The sequence below is a fragment of the Pseudoalteromonas sp. PAST1 genome, from assembly GCF_021532515.1.
Lineage (GTDB): Bacteria > Pseudomonadota > Gammaproteobacteria > Enterobacterales > Alteromonadaceae > Pseudoalteromonas > Pseudoalteromonas simplex.
Window position 1 is genome coordinate 1 of record NZ_JAKGBH010000008.1, and the last position, 23,767, is coordinate 23,767.

Consider the following 23,767-nt stretch of genomic DNA (forward strand, 5'->3'; position numbering starts at 1 on the left):
CGATCAACTGCTTGTAACTCATGGTAAATGCTTCTGTTTGTTTGGCGACGATAGAGTACCACCAACAGGCAGTTGATCTCTTCTCACCGTTTAACCATGAGTGGTGCACTTATTATCTGAATTCGGGCATATAGAAGTTTACTACCCTTTGGATTACGGCGACGCTCAAGCTTTTCGAGCTGAAATTTCGTTTGAAAGCAATTTTGTTCAACCTGTATTAACTGTTCCCACATTTGTTAATGAACCATTAGATCTAGAACACAGTCCAGAATTGAGACCTTATAGAGTTTCAACTTTCCAGCTTGCTACTAATATGCTAGTTAAAGCTTCTATAGCCATTTATTATAAGTTTCCGAAAAGAGATGATGGTTTAATAACATTTTGTATGGGACCAAGAGTGATATACAAAATAAGTGACTTACCTGAAAAGTCTCTATAACAAACACATTAATAAATGAATGTTTATAGGCTAGCTTATGTATACAGAACGTTAACTTTAGCCAGTCATAGAGCATAAAGTGTTTTATAATTTTGATGGAATTAAATGATCTAACATTAATTTTTCTCACCTTGAGCGAGATTATTTTTCTGATTAGGGCTAGTTATAGGTTTTCGAACACTTACCGATTTTACTTTTAGTTTAGTTGATTGATTCGTTTAAAATGAAAATTACGCAATGATGAACACCCCATCAACTTGAGCCCTTGTCGATGGGATGTTTAGTTTTATTACTCAATGAGTGAATTGGCGTACATTAAACTTTTAGGTTATTGCTAGATTAAGGTTGTTGACGGGTAGGAGCAATCTGTAATTCACGAACACACACATGTTGTGGTTGCTCTTGAATAAATAGCGCAGCACGAGCGATATCATCAGCAATTAGTACTCCACCCATAGCTTTTTTCCATTCGTTGTAACCTGCTTTAATATCGTCAGATGTTGTGTGGCCAAGCAATTCTGTCTCAACGGCACCAGGGCAAATACTTGTTACGCGTACCCCAAAGTCGGCCACTTCTTCTCGAACATTTTCTGTAATTGCTGATACGGCGAACTTTGAGCCGCAATAAGCTGCATGATTAGCAAATGTCTTTTTACCAGCTATTGAACTAACGTTAATTATGGTGCCACTATTACGTTTTTTCATAGCAGGTAAAACAGCTTGCATACCATTTAGTAATGCTAAAACATTAACATCGAACATTTTTTGCCATTCAGTAGACTCTTGTGTATCTATTTGGCCCAATAACATGACACCTGCATTATTAATTAAGCACTCAACAGGGCCGTATTGTGCCTCAGCTTTTTCTATAGAATTAGAAAACGCTTCTTTATCAGTAACATCTACCTGTTCACAGATGCAATTTTGAAGATTCAAAGCCTTTAATTTTTCAACTCGTCTTGCAACAAGTAAGAGTGGGTAACCGGCTTCGCTAAAGTGCTTAGCAATAGCTTCACCAATGCCTGAACTTGCTCCAGTAATCACTACTAACTTTTTCATTTATTACTCCTCTAGGTGAAATTAATTTAAGTTTTAACTATCTATTTCTAATGATGTTTTTCTGAAGCTTATTTTATTTATTAAAGATTTGATGATATATAGTCATTAATTCACAATACTGTTTACAGATTTGAGCGAATCTATGTGGTTAAGTTGATTTTAATGGGTATAAAACATGAAAAAAGACATCAATTATGCTGATATCAATAGCTTTCTTATTTTGGTCGAAGAGGGAAGCTTTACAAAAGCAGCCAATAAATTAATGTGCTCTCGCTCACAAATTTCTAAACAACTATCTCAATTAGAGGCTGGTCTAGGTGTCAGTTTGTTAGTTAGGACGACGCGTACGCAACATTTAACACCATCTGGTGAGCTTTTTTACGATAAATGTAAAAAAGCTTTTGAGCGCATTGAACATGCTATAGATATAACATCAGATACTGCGTCACATACATCAGGTGAAATTAGAATAAATTGTGTCGGGGGGTACATTGGTGAAAATGTTATTGGCCCAATGGTTACTGATTTTATGCAGAAGTACCCACAAATTAATGTTGTGTTAGATTTTAGTAGTCGAAGAGTCGACTTAGTAGCAGGCGAATTTGATTTTGTATTCAGAATGGGAGACTTAACAGATTCATCATTAATCGCAAGAAAGTTAACTGAGCTTACAATAGGCATTTATGCGAGCCCAGAGTACATTAAAAAGCATGGAGAACCATTAAACCCAAAAGATTTAATTAATCACAAGTGTATAGCAGGTTCATTGAATACATGGACTCTATTAAGTGAGCATACAAATGAGAAGCAAGAGGTCATCGTCCAAGGTGATCTTGAGTGCAAAAATGGCAAAGTAATGGTGTACTCTGCATTGCGTGGTAATGGCATAATCCGAGTTCCAGAAGTTTACTGTAATTCGGAGTTAAATGACGGCACCTTGATCCCTGTTTTTAAGCATTGGCACCCTAAGGCAACGCCATTCTATTTGGTCTTTTTACGAGATAAACATCAACCAATGAGAATAAAAGTATTTAAAGAGTTTGTTTATAAAAACTTTATGCATTATCTAAATGGTGGCTCTGGCTCAAATTGCTAGCTCAGCTATTAAATGGTGGCTCTGGCTCAAATTGCTAGCTCAGCTATTTTTAAGTGACATAGTTTACTGAATTTAGCAAAAGGGCTAATTGACAAGAAACTTTGGGCAACAAGACTGGTAGCTGTCAAGAATAAGGAAAGAGTTGTTTATGTCACTTTATGTAAATCATCCCCGTTATGGGTGTAAGCCGATTCGATCTGGATACCAATACTCTGTAACAGAAATAAAAAATTCTTATTGGCGATATAAACACGTTAAGTTTCTCGTTGGGACAGCTATACCTGCTAATACAGAGAAACAGAATTATGGGGTTTATCCGAGGGAGAAATACATTGATATAGAAGAGTTGTGTGAGGTATGTAATAGACCTTTTATTTTCTTTGCCTTGGAGCAAAAGTATTGGTTTGAGGTACTCAGATTTTATATTGATGCGCACTGCACAAAGTGTATTGATTGCCGTAAAAATGAACAAAAAATAAAGAGGTTACAAAAGTCTTATTGTGATTTAGTTACAAATAAAAACAGGACTTCAAGACAAAATGAAACATTAAAAAAATTGTTTGTAGAGTTAACAAGGCTCGGAATAATCAAACATAAAAATAACCCTAGTTTTCGAGATAAACTTTAACAATCAATTACGGAAACATTGCTACCTGGTAGATTAGACTTACGCTTAATATGGCAATTATAGGGATTTAGTTACAGAGTCTAGGGATGATATTTAACTATTCTAGCAATATAAAAGCCCAGCTTAACTGGGCTTTGCACTCTCACAATTTAATGCTTTTTCATTTTACTCATTTCAGCATGACAACTTTGAATTGTCAGCAGGGTTTTAGATAACGCGGCTTCACAATCATGTGGTTGAGGTTTTTTAAGCGCATGTTTGATTTCGGCTAGTGTTTTATCTTCAACTTCTTCAAGCTCGCTAACGTAGGTTGCGTTTTTGTCGGCACCGAGTTTGGTGATAACTGATGTATAAGCTTTACGCACTTCTACAGCAAAGTCAGAACCATTTTCGCGCTCGCCATTTTCGTTAATAGCATAAGGTTGTAAGCGCTCAACACTTACTTTGCGAGCATCTATCATGCGTTGAAATAAGGCAATAATGCTTGGGTCGGTTACTTTTTCCTGAGCTTTTTCATAAAAATCGATACCGCTATTCATAACTTGGATGATATCTGCAATATGATGAACGTCTTGTCCTTGATGAGTATTCATAATGACCTCTATTTGAATATTAAAAACAATGCAATTAGATACTTGCAAAGCATATTCCAGTTCATTACTTAAATATAAAGTTATTGTATTTCAGTTGGTTATTGGTTTTTAATAGGAGGGATGCTGCTGATAAGCTAAGCTAACACTTTGCTTATCAGCAATAATTACAACTGGTTGGTAAAATCTTACTTAAGCTCGTCGGCTACTTCTGCAACCTTTTGGCGTAACCAAATATGGCTTGCATCACGGTGTAATAGCGGGCTCCAAATCATATCTAGCTCAAACGGCGGAATAGGGAATGGCGGCTCAAGAATTTTCAGGCCCGGATCGTCTAAATAAATATTTGCGGCTTTTGAAGGCAACGTTGCCACCAAGTTTTGTTCTTTCGCTAAGTGAATGGCTACGTGGTAGTTACGGGTAAAGGTGGCAATATTACGGTGTTTACCAAAGTGAGCGAGCGCTTCATCAACCCAACCTAGTTTTTGCACATCTTTAGGGTCCATACCCACACCTACACCAAAGCCTGTTTTACTTACCCAGATATGGCGGGCTTTTAAATAGCTGTCGAGGCTGAAGTCTTTGATAATTGGGTTATCTGCTTTTACTAAGCAACAAAAGCTGTCTTTCCAGATTTGTTTATAGTGAAACGACTGCGGTAAGTTTTCAAAACGGTTGATAGCCATATCCACTTTACCGTTTTCAACATCGTGGAAGGTTACATCACTTGGGGTCAAAATATCGAGTGTGGTATCGGGGGCTTCTTCGTGTAATTTACTTAATAAGCGGGGAGCAAGGGTACTTGCTGCATAGTCACTGGCCATGATACGAAAAACACGTTTACTTTGTGATGCTTCAAATTCGCGGTTTGGGGCAAGTGTTTCTTCAAGAGTCATTAAAATGCCGCGGATCACCGGCTGTAATTCTTTTGCGCGCTCTGTGGGTACCATACCTTCGCTGGTACGTACTAAAATAGGGTCGTTGAATAAATTACGGAGTCTTTTTAGGCCATTACTCATGGCAGGTTGCGTAATGCTTAGCTGGTTAGCAGCTTTAGTTACATTACACTCCCTTAGTAAAGTATCTAGGTAAACAAGTAAGTTTAAATCTATTTTACTTATATTCATTGTGTGTCCTTGGTGTTTACCAATAATGGATAAAACGTTGTGCAGCAGGGTATGGATAAATGTGGCTAACTACACCTTGCTTATAATTGTATTGTGCTTGTCGCCAATAGGCTGGATCTTCAAGCTCTGGGTGTGTACTCAATAAATATTGCTTATACACCGGGTTTGCTGTCACAAAGGTACATAATTGCTCTGGAAACACATCTTGCGGTGCTACAGAGTAGCTTTGCTCATTGGTTAAGTAATCATCGTACGACTTTGCTTTTGGTAAGGCGCGAAAGTTCATGTCTGTTAGGTACTGAACTTCATCATAGTCGTAAAAAATAATGCGATTATGTTTACTCACCCCAAAGTTTTTCAACAGCATGTCGCCCGGGAAAATATTTACGGCGATCATTTCTTTTAATGCTTGGCCATATTCTTCTATCGCCTCAAACGCTTGTTGTTCACTGGCATTTTCAAGATACAGATTTAACGGTGTCATGCGTCTTTCAATATACAAATGCTTGATGATTAACCATTCGCCTTCAATAATCATCGAAGAACCAATGGTTTTATGTAGCTCTGCAAGTAATTTACTATCAAATCGGGCTAGTGGAAATACGACGTTCGAATACTCTATGGTATCGGCCATGCGGCCAACACGGTCATGGCTTTTTACTAATTGATAGCGTTTTAGTACGGTATCGCGGCCAAAGGGTTTGCTTTCACCAAAGGTGTCTTTAATGACTTTAAACACATAACCAAACGAAGGCAGGGTAAATACCATCATTACCATCCCGGGTGTACCAGGGGCAATTACAAGCTGATCGTTTGAATGATCTAAATGACTTAAAAACTCTCGGTAAAACTCGGTCTTACCTTGTTTATGAAAACCTATGGCGTTGTATAGCTCTGCCAGGGTTTTGTTTGGCATAAGTTGATTTAAAAAGCGTACTAACGCTGATGGCGCATGGGTTTCAACCATAAAATAAGCACGGGCAAAACCAAAGATAACCCGCATTTGCGATGATTTGGTGAGTAGGGCATCGAGGTATAACCCTTTGTCTTCATGGTGTAACACCGCAATAATAAATGGCTGTACGCCACTTTCTGATACCACACGGCCAACAATATAAGCCGCTTTGTTTCGGTAAAACGGGGCTTGCAGTATATCAAAGCGCATTTGCCATGCTTGGTGATGTGTATCGGGCGCTTGTTTATAAAAGGCTTTTACCAGCAAGCGAATATCGCGTTCTAAATCAACAAAGGGCGCTTTAAAATCAAACTGATTAATAATTTTGCGTATTGTGGGTCTTAAACCATCAACAACAGGGTGGTAACTGCGGTATTCAACTTCCATTGGTAGTGCGGGGGCATCAGCAAGCGTCGCTTTTACAAAGATAAAGTCATTATTAAAATAACGACGATGAAATAAACGACAAAAAACAGAGTTGTAAAAGGTTTCGGCAAGTTCTGCCTGAGGGTGAAAGCGCAAAAATTGCTGATAAAGCTGTTTGGTTTCGAGCCAGCAGGTTTGATCTAAGGTAATAATTTGCTGTTCGTTAAGCGACTTGAGCTTAGCAATGGTTTCGTTAACCCGATCATCGTAATGGCTAATTCTGAGTTTGCTAATCTCATTTATTTTTTGCCAATCACGATGTGCAAACGCAAGTGGTGCTTTGGCTGTAATTGCTTGAAAAAGTTTATAGTGATTGCGAAACCCAGATAAAATTAACTCTGCAATGTGTTGTGGCTGCATATAAACTCCTTACTAATACCAACATAGAGCAATAACTCTATTGGTGTTAAGAATATGTTATTTATTCTTCAAACCCAATAGTAAAGTGTATTTAATTATAGCGAGCTAGTTTTTTCTCTAGATTTGCGAGTTTTTTATTAACACTTTTTACGTCGCGCCCGTATTGTTTGTTAATTGCTTTTAGCTGCTTTTTAATGTCTTTATTAATTTGCTTTGCTTCTTTGTCAGACAAAATTCGGTTTAAGCGCTGCTCTTGCTGGTACTGAGCTCGGTCTCGATCACGGCTTAAAATATCTAAACGGTGTTTATAGCTGCGAATTTCAGCTTCGAGGTTTCTGATAATTTGCTGGCGCTCAAGCTCGTTGAGCTCTTTAACAAAGTTTTGCGGTGCTTGTAAGTCTGGATCGGTTACTTGAATTTTATGCTTGGTTGCACGGCTACCACAGGGGAACTCACTAAATACGGTGCCTCTGTCTGTGACACATTTATAGTATTCTGTGGTGGCAGCAAGTGCTGTGTTGGTAAAACAAACTAGTGTAAGTGATATTAGATAAATGATTATGGCTTTCATGACGTCCGTGTCTCCTAATCAAATAAGGTGTCTAATATCTAAAGCTAGCTCGAAATATTGATTTATCAATAAGCGCTAGGGCGTATATCGTTTCAGCTTTTTAATGCTTTGAACTAAGAACGGAATATCGAGCCCTTGTTCAATGGCAAAGCCTTGTGCTGCTGAAATGTTTTTAAAGTTACCATCTGAATCAATCAGGGTAATTCTGTCTTTCTTGAATGCGATAAATACATTTTGCGAGTAATTAACACCCGTGTCGTCATGGCGCTTGTATAAGTTACTGCCCAACATGCTTTGTTTTGCGAGTGTTTTACAACCAAGGTAATGCCCCACGCTGGTGGCGATAATATCACTTGGTTGAATAAGGCCTTCTGTTTGTACAACTTTTTTATCTGAGCTGTATAAACGAGAGGCTGTAACAATACCATTGCTCTGCTGTGCAAGACTAAAGGCAAACACGGCATTAGCAGATTCACGTGCTTGTGTTGTGGCGTCTGCACGTACAAGGCGAACCGCTGGGTTTTGGTCGTCGTTATTAATAAATTCGAATTGCTCAAAACCATTAATTTGAATTGAGCGATTATCAGCAAGCCACACAGGCAGTTGCTGTTTGTCTAGAATAGGGGCTTTGTAAAATGCTGGCAGGCCGTAAACTAAACTAAATAACGTATCTTCGGTTTCTACAGGTTGTAAGAACAAGTCTGTCTTACGTAATGCAGGCTCAGTGGCAACAAATTGCTCTAGGTCAGCATTATTCTCAAATATTAAAATATCGATAGTCGCACTCGACTCAGCTTTACACTCGGCAAGTGGAGTAGGTGCTAAGTAATCGATATTATGTGGGTCAAGTCTTACATCGTGCGCTTCTTTGTAGCTTTCTAGATCTAGCAAATCGTTTTTAGCTAATAAGCTTTTTGCTGTAGTAGGGTAAGACAACGGCAATACATTATCTTGTTTAGTGATATCAAATTTTAAATTGGCATCTGCCCAAATATGAATACTGTGGCTAAGTGCAAAACACACTAAAATAGTGCTGGTTGCATAGCGCGGGAACTTATATTGTTTTAAACGCGCTAAGTGGTGCCATGTGTAGTTACTGACTAATAATTGGAACGCTAAAATTAGCAGTACAATGCCGCCTGCAAGAATCGTTGTTAATGCCGGTGAGTTTGTTAAGCGGTGCCACAACAAAGAAACGATTTCAGGTAGCGCAGACGTGTTTAAGTGATAACCCAAGTTAAAATAAACATAGGCATCAAGCGTTAAGAATGACGCGCCGAGGGTTGCAATAATGGCTGCCATCCCTCGGATATGCCGAGGGTATGGAAACACTAAACTTAATGGAAATATCGTTAAAACAAAGGCAATAAAAGTAATAAAACTGGTGTGGCTTAACCAGGTCACGAGCATATATACATAGCCCATGAAGGTTGTCGGTGCACTGTCTGCAACTAAGTAGCTTAAGCTAATAAATAGCACTAACCCTATGTTTGCAAAGGTGAACCAATGGCCCCAACTTAAAAGCTGACTTACTTTTGAAGAAAACTGACTTTGTTGCGATAAATTCATAAATCTTATTTAACCGACTGTGCTAATGCTTTTGCAAAGTTGTCGGCAACAGCTTGTCTTTTCTCTGATGGTACATGCTCTTTTAAAATATGCGTGATAGAATTTCCTAAACACATAAGGCTTAAATCAACAGGCGCTTTGTGCTCTGTTAGTACATCAATCAGCTGATCAACGATTTGTTCTACTTGGTCATTAGAATATTTTGATATGATAGGCATCAGTTGGTTCGATAAAAAGAGTTATATTCCCGTATTTTAACACCAGAGGCGTGAAAAACAAAGATGACAATAGATGTTAAAAAATTAGTCGTTCATTATGTAGACAAAAAAGATGACGATACAGATATTCATTTACGCAATGATGAGATGGTTGTTAACGATAAAGTAGCCGTTTTTATAGAGCAGCTACACCATGCATATAATGGTAAGCCTGGTAAAGGCTACTGTGCATTCAGCGGCGAGAAAAACAGCATTGTTGCTTCGGCAATGCAAAGTTACCGTAACGACGAACTTGGCTTTTGGCACATGACAGAGCAAGCAACGAATGTGCTAAAAGAAGAGTTAAATAAGTATGCCTTTAACGAAACGGGTTATTTAGTTTTTTGCCATTATCAATATGTTGCAAGTGACTTCTTGTTAATTGCGATGATCAATATTAAAGAGCATTACTCAATTACTTCTGAGCTTGATTTAGCGTCATCTCGTCACTTAGATATTTCGCGTATGCAACTAGCTGCACGTGTCGATTTAACTGCGTGGGATACGCAACCAGAAGATAATCGCTATGTGTCGTTTATTAAAGGTCGTGCGGGTCGTAAAGTGGCTGACTTCTTTTTAGACTTTTTAGGCTGCGAAGAGGGCATTGATCCTAAACAACAAAGCCAAGTAATGCTTAGTGCTGTAGAAGACTATTTATCTGAGCAACAATACGACAAGTCAGAAAAAGACGAGCTACGTAAGCAAGTGTTTGATTACTGTAATGATTGCGTAACCACAGGTGAAGATGCCAACGTTAAAGAGCTTTCTGCAACCTTATCGAAAAATGACGACAGTCCATTTGAAAGCTTCTGCCAAGAGCAAAGTTATGACTTAGAAGAGTCGTTCCCTGTCGATAAGAAAACGGTTACCAGCATGGTGAAGTTCTCTGGCATGGGCGGCGGTGTTAGCGTGAGCTTTGAACGTAAGCACTTAGGTGAGCGCGTCATGTATAACGAAGCAACCGATACACTGGTAATTAAAGGTATTCCACCTAATCTTAAAGACCAGCTTCAGCGCTTTATGGAGCAAGACGAAAGCTAATCAGGTTCAAGCTTAAGCTTTAAGCGATAAGCCGATAGATATTATTTTTATAGCCCAGCACTTGCTGGGCTTTTTAGTTTTGGGTCCTTTAAAACACTGTCACTACAGGAAGAAACATTGCATCACTATAGTTTTGTAGCGGCAAATAGCTGTAAAGTTGTGTTAGATACTGCCAGCCTTTTCAGCAAAGATTTAGAATGGTTAAGTGAAAAGAGTTTTTATATTTTTTCTCTAATGATTAGAGGTTGTAGAGTAAAATTAAATTAATTATTTATAGCTAATATTAACTTGTTTTTTATTTTTTAATGTGGTTTTGGGTTTATTGTTAATTATATATATATTATTTTCAGGTTTAGATTAATTGCTGATGAGATGGGTGTAAATGGAAAGTTATATCGCAATTTTAATTTCGGCTGGCTTCACATCGATAATTGGTAGTATTGCTGTGATTGTCAATTTTCGAATTAACCAAAGGAATAGGAAAATAAATAACACATTACAGCTGGCTAAAGATTTTGATCAAGATCATTCATTTGTTAAGGTTAGAATGTTCATGTGGGAGAAGTTTTTAGACTTACCTAAAAATAATTATGATTGGGAAGACTTAATTATTGAATATCAATCTAACAAAAAATCACCAGAGTTAGTAAATATTACTGATAATGATTTAATAGCGCTAAATAGAGTCGCAGCTTTTTATAAAATGATAGCTGGATTAATAGAAAATAATGAAGTTGACATAAAGCTACTACGCTCTTTGTTTGGCTACAATTATAATAGGTTTTGGCAACCTTTAAGAGATAAATTCGAAACTCATACGAATAAAAATGATAGACCATTGTTTGTTAAAATTCCTGAGCTAGAGGATTGATTTTGAGCTTATGCTATAAATATGTATTGTAGAATTTATAGCAATTAAGAAATTGATGTGATTAGGAAATAAATGAAACTTGCCCAACTAAATATTGCTCTTGCTAAATACCCATTGGATGCGCCAGAAATAAAAGATTTTGTTGATAATCTTGACTTAATAAATGGCGTTGCTGAAAACAGTGCAGGTTTTGTATGGCGATTAAAAGACGAATCAGGCGATGCCACCAATATTAAATTGTTTGATGATCCGAATATGATAATCAATATGTCTGTGTGGGAAAGCGTTGAAGATCTTAAAAATTTTATGTTTCGCACACATCACAGAGATTTCATGCGCAGAAAAGGTGAATGGTTTCAGCGCTTATCAGAAGATAGCTATGTTTTATGGTGGATTGAAGATAACCATATTCCAACCCCTCAAGAGGCATTAGAAAGGTTGCAAAATCTTCGTGAAAACGGCGACACACCCTATGCTTTTACATTTAAAAGTAATTTTACGGCTGAAGAATTTAAAAAATATAAATAACAATAGACTGCAATAAAAATAAGGAAAAATTATGCATGTTGTATTAGCTGTTTTAGGTATTGTAGTGACCATTTTGGTGTTACTGAATCGACTTCAAGAAGGGGGGATAGATATTGGTTGGTTGAATCCTTTTAGCTGGTACCGACGTCGTAAATTCAGGAAACACCATGATTTAAATCCTGCATTTAAGTTAGATTCACCCATGGATGTAGCTGCGTTATATATGGTCGCAGTAGCCAAAATAGACGGTGAAATGAGTAAAGAACAAAAAGAAAAAATCTTATCACTTTTTAACAGCGAATTTCATTTAACTATGAAAGAAGCAACTGATTTATTACGCTCAAGTACGCATTTATTAGGGCATACTAGCGACGTTTACGATAAACCTCACAAAGTAATTGAGCGATGCTTAGATAAAGTAACAAAAGAGCAAGCAGCTTCAATTTGTTATCTCGTCGATGAGGTAGCGATTGTTGAAGGTGAACCGACTGCTCAGCAAAGAAAGCTTGTGGCAGAGATAAAAAATGCATGCCCTCCGGAGGCCTCAGGCAAGTGGTAACTCATCCACAAAACCAAACAGCTGAAAATTAAAATGACAATTATAACCCCTTAACTGATTTTGAAACGTTTTAGTGAATATCGTGAAGGTGTAACTACTTATCAAATCTTTAAAGGTGTTTATAAGGGAGTTTTTATGAAAAAACAGTTATCGGTGGCTTTTTTGGTTTTATCGTCTTTTGCTAACTCAACAACTTGGGGAGAGTTAGAAGTAGATGACCCAATAGTTAAGGATGCAAAATGCAAAGTTGCAGAGCCTGCAAGCTATGGTGGTTATATTTACAGTTGGCCATCAAAATATGATCAGGTGTTTTGGCCGCATACGGATAGAAATGGCATTTGGTTTTGCGAGACATCGGGTTTTATAGCTTTAATTGGTGATTTTGACGAACTTAAACCTGCAGAAATTGAGAGAATAACGGAATTTCTTGCGTCTCAACACATTTCGAAGCCAACTCTTGAGCAAAAGTTAGCTTTGCTCGAGCAAACTTACGCACTTCGCGAAAAAGATGAATTTTTTAAAAATAAGTTGCTAAGGATCCTTGCTCGTTGGCAGCAGTCTTTAGGGAACCTTGATAAGGCAAATAATTATCGAGCTAGAGCATTTAAAGATATTCAACATGCCCTTAATGGAGATTTAAATGGATATAAACGACTTGAATATCTTTATTTGGCGACGAACTACTCAAAGCAGTTTGCAGAACAAAATAAAAATGTAGGTTACTTAGACGATTTGGAAACGGCATTGAAATCGGTGACTGATCCTGAGTTAAAACGCTATGCTGAGTACTTGTCGGAATTGATAAAGGACAGCCTTTATATCAACGAAGGCGGGAAGCTCGACCCTGACTTACCGAAACAGTAAAAATTAGAAGAAACATCAAGGATGAGGTAACAGATGAGGGACACGACTGTTATTAAACGTAACAAAGCTAATACTGGGCTATTTTTTTATCGGTGCTGCTATTGGATTTTCAATTTTCATTGCATATCGGCAACTGCTTATAGGTCTTTTATTTGCTGTAATAAGCGTTAGTGTTGCAATCTTAGTTGTTTCAAATAAATGGTCTATGTAATAAGTTATTTTACTATTGCTTTTACTAGGTGATGAAAAATGAGTTTATCTTTCACTACGAAAAGGTTAAATGTGATTGAAATAAACGCAAGCTCGTCAATGGTTGAGCATCATCAATTAACGATTGCCTTACCAGCGATATTAACACCTGCTGTAGTTGAGAATTTACCGAGTTATTTTCAGGGGATAGATTCTATAGCTGCTGCCGAAAAGTGGTTGGCTAACATGCTTAACGAGTGCCGTTTACTAATGGTGCAATCTCAACATCAAGATGTTGTTGGGCTTTTATTTATCTATACCGAAAACCAAGATGCTCATATAGGTTATTTGTTAGCTGAGCAATATTGGGGGCGGGGTCTTGCATTTGAGTTATTGCAGGGTTTTATCAATCTGGCTAGCACTCAGTCACACTGGCATAAGCTCATCGCAGGTGTTGACGAGTCAAATACACCATCAATTAAGCTTTTAAAAAAGTTGGCTTTTGAAGAGCAAGCATCTAAGGAAAATGGCATGTTGTTTTTTGAATTTAATTTAAACCAAGGCACACAATAATGACAATAACCGCATTTTTAGTTAACTCCTTTAGTGCAAATAATACAGGCGGGAACCCAGCAGGTGTCGTTTTGAATGCAGATAAACTCACAAACGCAGAAAAACTGACGATTGCAAAAGAAATTGGCTTTTCAGAAACCGCATTTGTGGCGCAAGATCATGAAGTTGACTTTGCTGTGTCATTTTTTACGACAACTGAAGAAGTTGATTTTTGTGGCCACGCAACCCTAGCTGTGTTTGCTACGCTCTTCGAACAAGGGTTATTAAAACCTGGCTATTACACTCAACGAACAAAAGCGGGCTTGTTAGGTGTAACAATTGCCGAAGATGGGCAAATTACCATGGAGCAAGCCTTGCCAAAATACCTAGGCAACTTTGCTTATGACGACCTTGCAGGCTTATTAGGGCTTGATGAAACGACTCTTGCAGAAACTGGCTTGCCGATCGATGTAATAACTACAGGATTGCCGGATATTATAGTCGCTGTGCCGAATGGCTACTTAGATAAAATTGTTATTGATGAGGCAGCGCTTAGCGAGTTCTGCCAACAGCATAATGTGATTGGTGTGCATGCCTTTGAATTATGTGAAGAGCAAAGTGAGCTGACCGCAAGTTGTCGTAACTTTGCGCCTTTGGTTGGTATACCTGAAGAGTCAGCAACCGGTAGCGCCAGTGGCGCGCTTGCATGCTACTTATCAAAACACGTATTTGTACAGCAAGAAAACCATTTCAAGTTTGAACAAGGCCGAGCAATGGGATGCAGTTCACATATTTCTGCCAGTGTTTATTCGGATGAGCAGGGTGTTTATAAGGTTCTTGTAGGTGGCTATGCAAATCACCTAGGTACACAAGATATTGCTTTATAAGAAGAATACATACAAAAAAGCCGCGTTATAAACGCGGCTTTTTTATTAAGCGACTAAATTAATCAGCCGCTAAGGTTTTTGCCATATCAGCACGGGCTCTGCCAGCAGGTTTAATTGAACCTGCACGAAGGCCGCTATCTGGAATAGCTACACGTTTATCATGGGCCATAGCTGCTGGTGTTGACTCTGGCTCACTATCTGCAACTGGGGTAGGTTTTGCCATTGCAGCACTTGCTGAACCTTTCACTAAAACAGTTTTTTCATTTTTAGCAGGTTCTACAGCTTTCACTGGTTCTTCAGTTTTAACTGACTCTTCAGCTTGCACTGGCTCTTCAGCTTTCACTGGTTCTTCAGTTTTAACTGGTTCTTCAGCTTGCACTGGTTCTTCAGCTTTAACTGGCTCTTCAGCTTTCACTGGTTCTTCAGCTTTAACTGGTTCTTCAGTTTTAACTGGCTCTTCAGCTTTCACTGGTTCTTCAGTTTTAACTGGCTCTTCAGCTTTCACTGGTTCTTCAGTTTTAACTGGCTCTTCAGCTTTAACTGGTTCTTCAGTTTTCACTGGTTCTTCAGCTTTCACTGGTTCTTCAGTTTTAATTGGTTCTTCAGTTTTAACTGGTTCTTCAGTTTTAACTGGTTCTTCAGTTTTAACTGGTTCTTCAGTTTTAACTGGCTCTTCAGTTTTAACAGGCTCTTCAGCTTTTACAGGTTCTTCAGTTTCAGCCTGAGCCTGTTTTGCCTTTAGCTCAGCTTCATATTCAGCAGCAGCTTGATCTGCTACAGGAATAAATGCTGGCGCATCAGCTTTGTCATCACTCGACTTTTCATCATGCTCAGGGCGACGGCGACGTTGACCAGCAGCACGTAAGTGGCGAGGTGAACGACGAGATCGTGTACGAGGTTGAGCTTGTTCTTCATCAGTTGATGTTTCAACTACCGATTCAGTTTGCTCTGCTTGTTTAGGTTCAGCGTCAGCTTTTACTGGTTCTGCAGGTACTTGCTTTTCAGCAACAGGCTGTTCTGCTTGTTCAGTTTCAACTGCTACTTTTTCTTTTGCAGGCTTAGCTGGTTTTTCAGCTTTAGGTGCTTGCTCAGTTGTTTCAGTAGTTTGTACTGCTTTTGCTTCATCTGCGCTTTCATCTGTTACGCGAACTTTTTTGCGTAAGTTGCGACGTTGACGACGAACCTTAGGTTTAGTTTCCTTTGGTTGCTCAGATTTCGCCTCTGGTGCAGTGTCTTTATTCGTTTGTTCTACATCATCATTACGTTTTTCATTACGTTTTCTGTTGTTAGAATTACGACGACGTTTGTTGCGATTCTCGTTACCTTCTTTTTGCTCAGGCTTATTTGAAGTATTTGTGTTTTCTTCTTTAGCTTGTGCATCGTCAGGGCGTTTATTACGAGAGTTGCGACGGCGTTGGTTGTTGCTACGACGGCGGTTGTCGTTGTTGCGACGATTATTGCTACGTCTTTGTGCAGCTTTTTTCTCTTCTTGCTCTTTTTCAGCTTCTTCTTCGGCATTGCTGAATAACGACTTGAAGAACTTACCAATTGCAGCAAATAATCCACCTTCTGACTTTTTAGCCGCAGGCGTTGTTTGCTCAGCTTTTGGTGCAGTTTGAGGTGCAGGTGTAGTAGGCATAACAACACCTTTAAGAACCGGCTCTTCACGAACTGGTGCTGAAGGCGCTTTAGCCATTTCAAATGCTTCTGGCTCAGGAGCAACAACTTGCTCGTAGCTTACTGTTTCGATTGTTTCGTCTTTACGTAAGCGAACTACTTCGTAATGTGGCGTTTCCATGTGTTGATTAGGAATGATCACAACATCAACGTTATGGCGCTTTTCGATGCGTTGCACGCTACGACGTTTTTCGTTTAATAGGTAAGCGGCAACAGCCACAGGCACCTGTGCATTTACTTGTGATGTGTTGTCTTTGATTGCTTCTTCTTCGATTAAACGAAGGATAGACAGTGCAATTGATTCGTTAGAACGAATCGTACCTTGACCATTACAACGAGGACATGGACCTTGGCTTGCTTCACCTAATGAAGGGCGTAAGCGCTGACGCGACATTTCAAGCAGACCAAAGCGTGAGATCTTACCAATCTGAACACGGGCACGGTCAGGGCGAGCTGCGTCTTTTAAACGATTCTCTACTTCGCGTTGGTGGCGTGGTGGAGTCATATCGATGAAGTCGATAACAATAAGACCACCTAAGTCACGTAAACGTAATTGACGGGCAATCTCGTCTGCTGCTTCTAAGTTAGTATTAAGTGCTGTTTCTTCGATATCACCGCCTTTAGTGGCTTTAGATGAGTTGATATCGATAGACGTAAGTGCTTCAGTTGGGTCAATTACAATTGAACCACCTGATGGTAAGCGAACTTCACGTTGGAAAGCAGATTCAATTTGGCTTTCAATTTGGTAGTGAGTGAATAGTGGTACATCGCCCTGATAAAGCTTAACGCGGCTCATGAAATCTGGACGGAAACGCTCAATATGCGCTTTCGCTTCTTCAAATACACGTGCTTTATCAATTAAAATTTCACCAATATCACGACGTAAATAGTCACGGATTGCGCGGAAAATTACGTTACTTTCTTGGTGAATTAAGAACGGAGCAGGGCCGCTATCAGCAGCTTGCTGAATCGCTTGCCAATGCACTAATAGTGCTTTTAAGTCGTACTCTAGTTCTTCAAATGATTTACCAACACCTGCAGTACGAACAATTAAGCCCATACCTTTAGGTAGTTCTAAACGGCTTAGTGCTTCTTTAAGTTCAGTACGCTCATCACCTTCGATACGGCGAGAAATACCACCGGCACGAGGGTTGTTAGGCATAAGTACTAAATAGCTACCTGCAACGCTGATAAAAGTCGTTAACGCAGCGCCTTTTTGGCCACGCTCTTCTTTATCAACTTGCACAATGACTTCTTGACCTTCTTTGATCACGTCACGGATATTTGGACGACCTTGGAATGTATAGCCTTGTGGGAAGTAGGTGCGAGCTATTTCTTTAAGAGGAAGGAAACCGTGTCTTTCAGCGCCATAATCAACAAAGGCAGCTTCTAATGACGGTTCGATACGGGTAATTTTACCCTTGTAAATATTTGCTTTTTTTTGTTCGTGACCTGGGCTCTCTATGTCTAAATCATACAGGCGCTGGCCATCAACCAGTGCAACGCGCATTTCTTCTTGCTGCGTCGCATTGATTAGCATACGTTTCATATTGTTACTCTACTAATTCTGTCGCTGACATGACGATATAAACTCGTCTGTTCAGTGGTTTCTGACGGTTGTTTTTGTGCAGTCTCACGACTGGGTAAAGTCAAAACCTGAAGTTGTTTGCTTACATTGAGCATCACTAAGTGTGGCTGACAATAACATGTTGTCACGTTATTAAATTCTTGTAGGTGTCAAAACTGCCGCCAATTCTGCGGTTTTAATTTACGAGTTTTGTCCCGAAGTCGACCATGTTCAAATTTTTATTCAATGTCTTGCTACAACAGCTGCTTCTGAATGACGTTGCTACGTCGTCACTATCAGTCAATTTATCTTGTTCAATTGCTTTTTATGTTCATTAATCAACATTCGTGCTCAAATTATTCAGGCAATATATTACGCGCATCGCCGATAATTGAACGCTCGTGTTGGCTGGGTAATTATAAAAGCTTTGGAAAACTTAGCGCGGATCTGTATGATCGGCAACCCAGAATATGCTTCACGAATGTATTAATGTGATAAAAGCACCGTTGTTACTTGCAAACTTTATGTTCGCGACGGTGATTATCCCACTATTACAGTCGCGTTAGCAACTAAATTATTTACTTAAATCAGTGATTAGGCAATGTCAGAAAAAACCGGCTTACAAGTTTCGTTTGTTACCATAGGTGAAGACCATCTAGGTCAACGTATTGATAACTTTCTTATTACTCACCTAAAAGGTGTGCCTAAAAGTGCAGTTTATAAAATCCTTCGTAAAGGCGAAGTGCGAGTAAATAAAAAACGCATAAAACCTGTCTACAAACTACAACTAAATGATGTAATTCGTATTCCACCTATTAAAGTGGCCGAAAAAGAAGAGTTTGTGCCAAAAAAACTCGATAAAGTAAAACAACTTGAAGACGCCATTTTGTTTGAAGACAAGTATTTAATGGTGATCAACAAGCCTTCGGGTATGGCTGTGCATGGTGGCAGTGGCCTAAGTTATGGCTTAATCGAAGCACTTCGCGTACTTCGTCCTGAAGAGCGTAGTTTAGAGCTTGTACACAGACTAGACCGTGACACATCAGGTTGCTTGCTTATTTCTAAACGTCGTTCAGTGTTAACTGATTTACATAAACAGTTACGTGAAAAAACCATGGAGAAAAACTATTGGGCATTAGTTGATGGTCAATGGGATTCTAAAACGAAAAACGTTACCGAAGGACTTCGTAAAAACACCTTAAAGTCTGGTGAGCGTGTGGTGCGTGTTGATAATACTGAAGGTAAACCATCGCACACGCGTTTTCGTGTGCTTGAGCGATATGCTGAGTGCTCATTAGTACAAGCGTCGCCGGTAACGGGGCGTACTCACCAAATTCGTGTGCATACGCAATGTAAAGGTCATCCAATTGCTTGTGATGATAAATATGGCGTTGCAGAGTTCGATCAATACGTGAATAAACTGACTGGTTTAAATCGTTTGTTTTTACATGCCCACGATTTACGTTTTATGCACCCTAAAAATGAAACAACCATGCATGTTGAAGCGCCACTCGATAATGCACTTCAAAATTGTATCAAAAAGCTACGTGCAGATAATGAACAAGTTTAAGCTGGTTATTTTTGATTGGGATGGCACAGTGATGGACTCTGTGCCAAAAATTGTCACCTGCTTGCGAAATACTGCGCGAGACTTAGGTATTCCTGTTCCAACAGAGCAACAAGCGAAAGACGTTATTGGTTTATCGCTGGCAAAAGCCACTGAAGTGCTTTTTCCGGCGCATTTACATTTAAGCGACGAACTCGTTGCAGGTTACAAAGCACAGTACCGTGAGTTAGATGTTACACCTACACCTTTATTTAAAGATGTAGAATCCGTTTTAAAGCAGTTAAGCGATGCAGGTATGCAATTGGCTGTTGCTACCGGTAAAGGACGTGAAGGCATTGATAGGCTTCTTAATGAGTCAGGCCTTGGTAAGTACTTTGTGAATATAAAATGCTCTGACGATGCTGAGTCGAAGCCATCTCCAGATATGCTTGAGCAAATTTTATGTGAGCAGGGCATCGCAAAAAGCGATGCTGTGATGATTGGCGATAGCCAACTCGATATGGCAATGGCTAATGCCGCAGGCATTGCTTGTATTGGAGTGAGTTTTGGTGCCCATAGCCCGGCGCAGTTGCAACAACATACGCCGTTATGTGTTGTTGATTCATATATTCATCTAAAGCATTTTTTACTTTAGATGAATATTCTTAAATCCAAAATTTAACAGCGTACGCTTATTAGAGAGTTCGTACACGTTGTGCCATTGTGGTCAGTTGAACACACTCTAGTTTTAACCTTACGAGTACAACTCCCTCCTATACTTGAGCCACCTCCAGTTTGCCCACTCCCTGGTTCTCCTTCATCAGGAGTTCCACTGCCACCACCGCTGCCAGAATCAATAATTTCACTATTTTCCTCAATAAAATCACTTAAACAATTTGAAATAGCAACATCGGTTAAATCTACTACAGGACTGAATAATAAGTTCATTCTAATACCATCTATAGTCGATGCGCCACGGTTCAACTTGTATGTTAAGTTTAATTTACGAGTACCACCTATATTAATTTCGCCGCTATATTTGACTTCAAAGTTCAGGAGGTTATTACTACTCCCATAAACCTTGCTAATGAAGGTTCCTATTTCATTATGTTGAAGATTTATTTGAAATCCTAAGCCATCTTTACTTAGGGTTAATCCACCACCAGAAAAGTCAGTGTCTTCGAAAAAATCGAACCAGTTTGCACCATCAAGTTCATTTGCTAAATTATTTGTTAGTTCATCATGGACTTCAGACTGAGATCTTGGACTCTCAAAATAGCTAGTTGGATGTGTATTACAATTATCTTCATTATTTGAAGTGTTATACATTTGTTGAAATGAACTCTGTAATACTGAGGATGAAATATATGAACTACTTGAGACTGCAGATCTAAAGTCTTGATCTATTGTGTAGAATGTATTTAACAAATCTTTTTCTGAGGTGGTTAATGACAAGTCATTTACTGTTGAAGTAAAACCATACTCTGGTGTAGTGGAAGAGATATTTGTAGCTCTAACGTTAAACTTAAAAGCTATCTTCTCTATTGGGTTTGCTACTATCAGGTCTTTAGATGAAGTATCACATATGAAAAGAGATTGGCCAAACTCTACTTGACCTCCTGGCACAGCTTCCCATCTACAACTAGGAATTTTAAAATGTTCTTTAGCAATAATTGAAGCTTTTTCGTAATCGCATGTATCACAAGAGTAGACTTCCATAGGTTCTTGTGATGCGTTTATTTTATTTGTGAAAAAAGCTAACCCAGACAACATAAAGGTTACTAACAATCTTTGTTTAATCATGTAAATTTTCCTTGTAATCTAATTTCCATTAAAGTACCCGTTATGTTAACAGGTGAATAAATAAATGTAAATTTGGTTGTGTGATTTTAATTTCGTCGACATGTCAATACGTCAACACCAAACTCAGCCAGCACTTTAGTTAATGTGATCAGTGGCAGGCCTATCAATGTATTAGGGTCATCGCCACTGAGCTTTTCAAATAAACAGATACCTAACCCTTCACTTTTAAAGCTGCCTGCACAGTTGTATGGCTGCTCTGCATCGCAATAAGCATTGATCTGCTCATGTGTGAGTGTTTTAAATGTCACATCAAATGGCACCACGGTGGTAATTGCTTTATTGATTTGTATATCAAATACACTTAAACCCGTTAAAAAGGTCACTGTATGGCCACTAAACGATGATAGCTGCTTAATGGCATTCTCTTTAGTATGAGGTTTACCTAAAATTGCACCGTTAAATACCGCAACTTGATCAGAGCCGATCACCAAACCTTCACTAAAATGTTGTTTGGCGACTCGGGCTTTTTGCTCGCTTAAACGAGCAACTAATTGCTCTGGTGTTTCAGCTGCAATAGGGGACTCATCAATATCTGGAGAAAAACTTTGAAAAGGTAAGTTAAACTTAGTTAATAATTGCTGTCTAAATGGTGAGCTTGACGCTAATATAAGTGTTGGTTTCATAATAAATTCTGGATGAAAATTGTATTTTGCCAAGGATAAGCCACAATGAATCCGAAAACAAAGCAGAAGATCGTTAAAAACCTACCAAAATTGGTTTTTTACTTTGACTAACTTACTAACTATCTATATGATGCAGCCCCTATGCAAAAGGTGAAAATTCCCATCACTCTTCATCCCAGCAAAGCAGCTCAACATCGTTTAACGTATGACGGTATTGTCCCGCTTGAAAAACTTTCTCGTTTAGAGCAAGTTGTGCAGGAGGAAGCAGGTGAAATAGCGGTAAAGATTCATTGCAAAATTGACGAGCAAGGTTTAGTGGTAATAAGTGGTAACTTATCAACACATGTAACTGTAACTTGCCAACGCTGTAATGGAGAATTAGGGTTGGATTTGGAACAAGACTTTGTGTATTCGCCAATTGGTTTGGATGCAGAGTCAGATCATCTACCTGAAGGTTACGATGAAGTAGAGCTTGACGAAAACGGTGAAATCAACGTATTTGAGTTAATCGAAGACGAACTGATTTTAGCTATTCCAATAGTGCCTACACACAACGAAGCTTCATGCAGTTATTCATCAGAGCCTACTAGCTTTGGTAAATTAGCAGCAAAAGATGACAAACCAAATCCATTTGATATTTTGAAACAACTTAAGAAAGATTCTTAGGAGAAGACTAATGGCTGTACAAAAAAGCAAAAAGTCTCGTGCAAGACGCGGCATGCGCCGTTCACACGATGCGATCAGTGGTCCAACTTTAACTGTAGATCAAGTTTCTGGTGAGACTCACCGTCGTCACCACGTAACTGCTGACGGTTACTACAAAGGCGTTAAAGTAATTTCTAACTAAGAGATTGCTATATGCTGACCAATCTAACCATAGCGTTAGATATGATGGGGGGCGATTACGGCCCCCGTTCATCTATCCCCGCTGCCGTGCAAGCGGTAAATGCTAATACCAACTTAAGACTCATCTTATGTGGTAATCAGCAAGTTATTCTAAAAGAACTCGAAGCACTCGATTCTGTTTCACACCCTCGTTTAATTATTCGCCATTGTAGCGAAGTCGTCACAAATGCGTGTGAACCTGCTTCAGCGGTTCGTTCTAAAAAAGATTCATCAATGCGAGTTGCCCTCGATTTAGTTAAATCGGGTGAAGCGCAAGCGTGTGTAAGCTCTGGTAATACAGGCGCGTTATTTTTTATGGCGCATTATGTATTAAAGATGCTTCCAGGCGTAAAACGTCCTGCATTAATCTCTGCTGTTCCAACCGAACGTAAAAACCCTGTTTATTTACTTGATTTAGGCGCTAATGTGCATTGTGACGCACAAACCCTTTATCAATTTGGCATTATGGGTTCTGTGGTAGCAGGGCAGGCACTTGGGTGTGATAACCCAAGAGTTAGTTTATTGAATATTGGCTCTGAAGACATCAAAGGGCATGAAGGAATAAAACAAGCTGCACAGTTAATGCAGCAGTGTGAATATCTCAACTACACAGGTTACAGTGAAGGTAGTGATATTTTCAGCGGAAAAGCCGATGTTATTGTGTGCGAAGGATTTGTAGGTAATGTGGCATTAAAAACCTGTGAAGGTATTGCCAAACTGATCATGCATAAACTCACCAAAGCCTTACACAAACATTTCTTATACAAAAGTTTAGCGTTTTTATTGCGTCCAGTGATAAAAAAACTCTACAAGCGGGTGAACCCCGACCAGTATAACGGCGCAAGTCTGGTAGGATTGCGCGGTATTGTTGTTAAAAGCCATGGCAATGCCTCACCAAAGGCGTTTCATGCTGCTATTGATGAAGCCGCGCGGGAAGTCGAACGCCAACTCCCTGAAAAAATCGCTGCGATTTTTGAGCAAACACATCCAACAACAAAGTAGTGCAGCATATCTAAAACTTGTTATGCTGCCTGCTAC

Annotated in this window: 24 protein-coding genes; 14 read left to right on the forward strand and 10 right to left on the reverse strand. The window is 39.1% G+C overall.

The annotated features are described in order from the left end of the window. Positions 1-778: 778 nt before the first annotated feature. Entirely contained in the window at positions 779-1,498 is a 720-nt protein-coding gene (locus tag L1272_RS05390; RefSeq protein ID WP_054554694.1) for an SDR family oxidoreductase, read from the reverse strand. A gap of 175 nt (positions 1,499-1,673) precedes the next feature. Between L1272_RS05390 and L1272_RS05395 the strand changes: the two genes are divergently transcribed. Together L1272_RS05395 and L1272_RS05400 are read left to right on the forward strand one after the other, a co-directional pair. Further along, positions 1,674-2,594, forward strand: a complete 921-nt coding sequence (locus L1272_RS05395; RefSeq protein WP_054554695.1) for a LysR family transcriptional regulator — start codon at positions 1,674-1,676, stop codon at positions 2,592-2,594. 148 nt (positions 2,595-2,742) lie between these two features. Beyond that, on the forward strand, positions 2,743-3,222 hold the full coding sequence (locus L1272_RS05400) for a zinc-ribbon domain containing protein (RefSeq protein WP_138618240.1): 480 nt from the start codon (positions 2,743-2,745) through the stop codon (positions 3,220-3,222). A 149-nt stretch (positions 3,223-3,371) separates the two neighbouring features. Here the strand turns inward: L1272_RS05400 and L1272_RS05405 are convergent, their stop codons facing one another. The 6 genes from L1272_RS05405 to L1272_RS05430 form a co-directional block, all read right to left on the reverse strand. Beyond that, positions 3,372-3,815 (reverse strand): ferritin-like domain-containing protein, encoded by a 444-nt coding sequence (locus L1272_RS05405; RefSeq protein WP_138618242.1) that lies wholly within the window; start codon positions 3,813-3,815, stop codon positions 3,372-3,374. 185 nt (positions 3,816-4,000) lie between these two features. Beyond that, positions 4,001-4,939 (reverse strand): LysR family transcriptional regulator, encoded by a 939-nt coding sequence (locus L1272_RS05410; protein ID WP_054554698.1) that lies wholly within the window; start codon positions 4,937-4,939, stop codon positions 4,001-4,003. A gap of 16 nt (positions 4,940-4,955) precedes the next feature. After that, positions 4,956-6,680: a bifunctional isocitrate dehydrogenase kinase/phosphatase gene (aceK, locus tag L1272_RS05415; RefSeq protein ID WP_054554699.1), complete on the reverse strand. Its 1,725-nt coding sequence runs from the start codon at positions 6,678-6,680 to the stop codon at positions 4,956-4,958. Between the two features lie 91 nt (positions 6,681-6,771). Beyond that, positions 6,772-7,251 carry a DUF4124 domain-containing protein gene (locus L1272_RS05420; RefSeq protein ID WP_235372919.1) on the reverse strand — a complete coding sequence of 160 codons (480 nt, stop codon included), beginning with the start codon at positions 7,249-7,251 and terminating at the stop codon, positions 6,772-6,774. Positions 7,252-7,326: 75 nt separating this feature from the next. Continuing rightward, on the reverse strand, positions 7,327-8,820 hold the full coding sequence (locus L1272_RS05425) for a DUF3413 domain-containing protein (RefSeq protein WP_235372921.1): 1,494 nt from the start codon (positions 8,818-8,820) through the stop codon (positions 7,327-7,329). Between the two features lie 5 nt (positions 8,821-8,825). Beyond that, complete coding sequence (locus L1272_RS05430) at positions 8,826-9,038, reverse strand: DUF1414 domain-containing protein (protein ID WP_054554702.1); 213 nt, start codon at positions 9,036-9,038, stop codon at positions 8,826-8,828. A 63-nt stretch (positions 9,039-9,101) separates the two neighbouring features. On the opposite strand from L1272_RS05430, the gene yejK reads away from it, so the two are divergent. The 7 genes from yejK (at position 9,102) to L1272_RS05465 (ending at position 14,568) form a co-directional block, all read left to right on the forward strand. Then, positions 9,102-10,118 carry a nucleoid-associated protein YejK gene (gene yejK, locus L1272_RS05435; RefSeq protein ID WP_054554703.1) on the forward strand — a complete coding sequence of 339 codons (1,017 nt, stop codon included), beginning with the start codon at positions 9,102-9,104 and terminating at the stop codon, positions 10,116-10,118. 382 nt (positions 10,119-10,500) lie between these two features. After that, positions 10,501-10,989, forward strand: coding sequence for a DUF4760 domain-containing protein (locus L1272_RS05440; RefSeq protein ID WP_138600070.1), 489 nt, complete (start codon positions 10,501-10,503; stop codon positions 10,987-10,989). A 72-nt stretch (positions 10,990-11,061) separates the two neighbouring features. Beyond that, the gene (locus L1272_RS05445) at positions 11,062-11,517 is read left to right on the forward strand and encodes a DUF3291 domain-containing protein (protein WP_235372922.1); all 456 of its coding nucleotides are present in this window, start codon (positions 11,062-11,064) and stop codon (positions 11,515-11,517) included. 31 nt (positions 11,518-11,548) lie between these two features. Then, positions 11,549-12,076, forward strand: a complete 528-nt coding sequence (locus L1272_RS05450; RefSeq protein ID WP_235372924.1) for a tellurite resistance TerB family protein — start codon at positions 11,549-11,551, stop codon at positions 12,074-12,076. Between the two features lie 135 nt (positions 12,077-12,211). Then, positions 12,212-12,940 carry a hypothetical protein gene (locus tag L1272_RS05455; RefSeq protein WP_199528953.1) on the forward strand — a complete coding sequence of 243 codons (729 nt, stop codon included), beginning with the start codon at positions 12,212-12,214 and terminating at the stop codon, positions 12,938-12,940. Positions 12,941-13,189: 249 nt separating this feature from the next. Further along, positions 13,190-13,702 (forward strand): GNAT family N-acetyltransferase, encoded by a 513-nt coding sequence (locus L1272_RS05460; protein WP_199528954.1) that lies wholly within the window; start codon positions 13,190-13,192, stop codon positions 13,700-13,702. Then, positions 13,702-14,568, forward strand: a complete 867-nt coding sequence (locus tag L1272_RS05465) for a PhzF family phenazine biosynthesis protein (protein WP_235372925.1) — start codon at positions 13,702-13,704, stop codon at positions 14,566-14,568. Before L1272_RS05460 ends, L1272_RS05465 begins: the two co-directional genes overlap by 1 nt. 58 nt (positions 14,569-14,626) lie before the next feature. Here the strand turns inward: L1272_RS05465 and rne are convergent, their stop codons facing one another. Then, on the reverse strand, positions 14,627-17,794 hold the full coding sequence (rne, locus tag L1272_RS05470) for a ribonuclease E (protein WP_235372926.1): 3,168 nt from the start codon (positions 17,792-17,794) through the stop codon (positions 14,627-14,629). A gap of 619 nt (positions 17,795-18,413) precedes the next feature. Here rne and rluC point away from each other — a divergent pair. Beyond that, positions 18,414-19,382, forward strand: coding sequence for a 23S rRNA pseudouridine(955/2504/2580) synthase RluC (gene rluC, locus L1272_RS05475; RefSeq protein WP_054554708.1), 969 nt, complete (start codon positions 18,414-18,416; stop codon positions 19,380-19,382). After that, positions 19,369-20,013, forward strand: a complete 645-nt coding sequence (locus L1272_RS05480; protein ID WP_235372927.1) for an HAD family hydrolase — start codon at positions 19,369-19,371, stop codon at positions 20,011-20,013. The genes rluC and L1272_RS05480 overlap by 14 nt, the downstream gene beginning before the upstream one ends. Positions 20,014-20,036: 23 nt before the next feature. Here the strand turns inward: L1272_RS05480 and L1272_RS05485 are convergent, their stop codons facing one another. Together L1272_RS05485 and L1272_RS05490 are read right to left on the reverse strand one after the other, a co-directional pair. Next, complete coding sequence (locus tag L1272_RS05485) at positions 20,037-21,161, reverse strand: hypothetical protein (protein WP_235372928.1); 1,125 nt, start codon at positions 21,159-21,161, stop codon at positions 20,037-20,039. Positions 21,162-21,247: 86 nt separating this feature from the next. Continuing rightward, positions 21,248-21,844, reverse strand: a complete 597-nt coding sequence (locus L1272_RS05490; RefSeq protein WP_235372929.1) for a Maf family protein — start codon at positions 21,842-21,844, stop codon at positions 21,248-21,250. Positions 21,845-21,985: 141 nt separating this feature from the next. Here L1272_RS05490 and yceD point away from each other — a divergent pair, with 141 nt between their 5' ends. The 3 genes from yceD to plsX are packed head-to-tail and all read left to right on the forward strand — an operon-like array spanning position 21,986 to position 23,731. Further along, positions 21,986-22,510 carry a 23S rRNA accumulation protein YceD gene (gene yceD / locus L1272_RS05495; RefSeq protein WP_054554711.1) on the forward strand — a complete coding sequence of 175 codons (525 nt, stop codon included), beginning with the start codon at positions 21,986-21,988 and terminating at the stop codon, positions 22,508-22,510. 10 nt (positions 22,511-22,520) lie between these two features. Beyond that, a complete protein-coding gene (gene rpmF / locus L1272_RS05500; protein ID WP_036967969.1) occupies positions 22,521-22,691 on the forward strand; it encodes a 50S ribosomal protein L32 in 171 nt (56 codons plus the stop codon). Between the two features lie 11 nt (positions 22,692-22,702). Beyond that, positions 22,703-23,731: a phosphate acyltransferase PlsX gene (gene plsX, locus L1272_RS05505; protein ID WP_054554712.1), complete on the forward strand. Its 1,029-nt coding sequence runs from the start codon at positions 22,703-22,705 to the stop codon at positions 23,729-23,731. The last annotated feature ends 36 nt before the right edge of the window (positions 23,732-23,767 follow it).

Excerpts from the sequence above, each read along its gene's own strand:
- L1272_RS05395 (WP_054554695.1), top strand. The coding sequence starts at position 1,674 with ATGAAAAAAGACATCAATTATGCTGATATCAATAGCTTTCTTATTTTG.
- L1272_RS05420 (WP_235372919.1), bottom strand. The coding sequence starts at position 7,251 with ATGAAAGCCATAATCATTTATCTAATATCACTTACACTAGTTTGTTTT.
- L1272_RS05405 (WP_138618242.1), bottom strand. The coding sequence starts at position 3,815 with ATGAATACTCATCAAGGACAAGACGTTCATCATATTGCAGATATCATC.
- L1272_RS05460 (WP_199528954.1), top strand. The coding sequence starts at position 13,190 with ATGAGTTTATCTTTCACTACGAAAAGGTTAAATGTGATTGAAATAAAC.
- plsX (WP_054554712.1), top strand. The coding sequence starts at position 22,703 with ATGCTGACCAATCTAACCATAGCGTTAGATATGATGGGGGGCGATTAC.
- rpmF (WP_036967969.1), top strand. The coding sequence starts at position 22,521 with ATGGCTGTACAAAAAAGCAAAAAGTCTCGTGCAAGACGCGGCATGCGC.
- yejK (WP_054554703.1), top strand. The coding sequence starts at position 9,102 with ATGACAATAGATGTTAAAAAATTAGTCGTTCATTATGTAGACAAAAAA.
- L1272_RS05390 (WP_054554694.1), bottom strand. The coding sequence starts at position 1,498 with ATGAAAAAGTTAGTAGTGATTACTGGAGCAAGTTCAGGCATTGGTGAA.
- L1272_RS05410 (WP_054554698.1), bottom strand. The coding sequence starts at position 4,939 with ATGAATATAAGTAAAATAGATTTAAACTTACTTGTTTACCTAGATACT.
- L1272_RS05485 (WP_235372928.1), bottom strand. The coding sequence starts at position 21,161 with ATGATTAAACAAAGATTGTTAGTAACCTTTATGTTGTCTGGGTTAGCT.
- aceK (WP_054554699.1), bottom strand. The coding sequence starts at position 6,680 with ATGCAGCCACAACACATTGCAGAGTTAATTTTATCTGGGTTTCGCAAT.
- L1272_RS05450 (WP_235372924.1), top strand. The coding sequence starts at position 11,549 with ATGCATGTTGTATTAGCTGTTTTAGGTATTGTAGTGACCATTTTGGTG.
- L1272_RS05425 (WP_235372921.1), bottom strand. The coding sequence starts at position 8,820 with ATGAATTTATCGCAACAAAGTCAGTTTTCTTCAAAAGTAAGTCAGCTT.
- L1272_RS05465 (WP_235372925.1), top strand. The coding sequence starts at position 13,702 with ATGACAATAACCGCATTTTTAGTTAACTCCTTTAGTGCAAATAATACA.
- L1272_RS05440 (WP_138600070.1), top strand. The coding sequence starts at position 10,501 with ATGGAAAGTTATATCGCAATTTTAATTTCGGCTGGCTTCACATCGATA.
- L1272_RS05490 (WP_235372929.1), bottom strand. The coding sequence starts at position 21,844 with ATGAAACCAACACTTATATTAGCGTCAAGCTCACCATTTAGACAGCAA.
- L1272_RS05400 (WP_138618240.1), top strand. The coding sequence starts at position 2,743 with ATGTCACTTTATGTAAATCATCCCCGTTATGGGTGTAAGCCGATTCGA.
- L1272_RS05445 (WP_235372922.1), top strand. The coding sequence starts at position 11,062 with ATGAAACTTGCCCAACTAAATATTGCTCTTGCTAAATACCCATTGGAT.
- L1272_RS05455 (WP_199528953.1), top strand. The coding sequence starts at position 12,212 with ATGAAAAAACAGTTATCGGTGGCTTTTTTGGTTTTATCGTCTTTTGCT.
- L1272_RS05430 (WP_054554702.1), bottom strand. The coding sequence starts at position 9,038 with ATGCCTATCATATCAAAATATTCTAATGACCAAGTAGAACAAATCGTT.
- rne (WP_235372926.1), bottom strand. The coding sequence starts at position 17,794 with ATGAAACGTATGCTAATCAATGCGACGCAGCAAGAAGAAATGCGCGTT.
- L1272_RS05480 (WP_235372927.1), top strand. The coding sequence starts at position 19,369 with ATGAACAAGTTTAAGCTGGTTATTTTTGATTGGGATGGCACAGTGATG.
- yceD (WP_054554711.1), top strand. The coding sequence starts at position 21,986 with ATGCAAAAGGTGAAAATTCCCATCACTCTTCATCCCAGCAAAGCAGCT.
- rluC (WP_054554708.1), top strand. The coding sequence starts at position 18,414 with ATGTCAGAAAAAACCGGCTTACAAGTTTCGTTTGTTACCATAGGTGAA.